The following is a 1,248-nucleotide window of genomic DNA, read 5'->3' on the forward strand; positions in this document are numbered from 1 at the left end:
AACAGGTGTGCGAGGACATCGCGAACAGTTTGGCGCGCTTTGCGCCGGGAGGTTCGGGATGCCATTCGAGGACACGAGCGCGATGAAACAGAAGCTGGAATTTGTCAGGTTGGCGAGCGCGCCGGGAGCGAATGTGAGCGCGTTGTGCCGGCGCTTTGGGATCGGTCGGACCGTGGCTCACAAGTTGATCGCGCGCTATCGGACGGAGGGCGAGGCCGGGCTTTTGGAGCGTTCGCGCCAACCGCTCTCGAGTCCCAGGCGCAGCGCCTGGGAGGTCGAAGCAGCGGCGCTTTCGGTGCGGGCGGCACATCCGGCCTGGGGCGGGCGCAAGATCGCCCGGGTCCTGGCGCGCCAGGGGATTGGCTGTCCGTCGCCCTCGACGGTGACCGGCATCTTGCGTCGCAACGGCGTCGAGCTCGGGGCGCTGGGCGGCGGGGCAAAGCCCTTCATCCGCTTCGAGCACGAAGCGCCCAACGATCTGTGGCAGATGGACTTCAAGGGTCATGTGCCGTTGCGCGCCGGGCGCCTGCATCCGCTGACCGTGCTCGACGACCATTCGCGGTTCTCGATCGTGCTGTCGGCCTGCTCCGACCAGACCACCGAAACCGTGAAAACGCGCCTGATCACGGCCTTCCGCCGCTATGGCCTGCCCTTTCGTATCGCCACCGACAACGGCCCGCCTTGGGGCGATGGCGGCCGCAACGACTTTACCCTGCTCGGCGTCTGGCTGATCGAAATCGGCATCGCCATCGGGCATTCCAGGCCGTATCATCCCCAGACGCTGGGCAAGGAGGAGCGCTTTCACCGCACGCTCAAGGCCGAGGCGCTGCAGGGACCGCCGTTCGAGAACCTGGCGGCGGCCCAGCGGGCCTTCGACCGCTGGCGCCACATCTACAATGCAGAGCGCCCGCACGAGGCGATCGACGGCGCCGTGCCGCTCGACCGCTACCGGTCTTCCCCGCGCGACTTCAGGGAGACCCAGCAGCCCTTCGACTATGCGCCCGGCGACCATATCCGCAAGATCCAGCAGAAGGGCGCGACCTCGCTGTTCGGCCGCCACTTCAAGATCTGCAATGCCTTCGCCGGGCGCGCCGTCGCCTTCCGTGCGACCGACAAGGACGGCGTCTTCAACGTCTTCTTCCGCCATCAGAAAATCCAAACCATCGACCTCAACCTCGTCGAGAGATAGCATGGAGCACTGTTCGCGATGTCCTCGCACACCTGTTCGCGATGTCTCCGGTCCAAACA

Annotated in this window: 1 protein-coding gene; it reads left to right on the forward strand. The window is 65.9% G+C overall.

The annotated features are described in order from the left end of the window. Positions 1-58 precede the first annotated feature (58 nt). On the forward strand, positions 59-1,189 hold the full coding sequence (locus NKI39_RS34140; RefSeq protein ID WP_352837545.1) for an IS481 family transposase: 1,131 nt from the start codon (positions 59-61) through the stop codon (positions 1,187-1,189). The last annotated feature ends 59 nt before the right edge of the window (positions 1,190-1,248 follow it).

It is taken from the genome of Mesorhizobium sp. M0664 (assembly GCF_040320565.1).
Classification (GTDB): domain Bacteria; phylum Pseudomonadota; class Alphaproteobacteria; order Rhizobiales; family Rhizobiaceae; genus Mesorhizobium.

Bases quoted from the DNA above. Each gene is read 5' to 3' on its own strand.
- NKI39_RS34140 (WP_352837545.1), top strand. From the start codon at position 59: ATGCCATTCGAGGACACGAGCGCGATGAAACAGAAGCTGGAATTTGTC.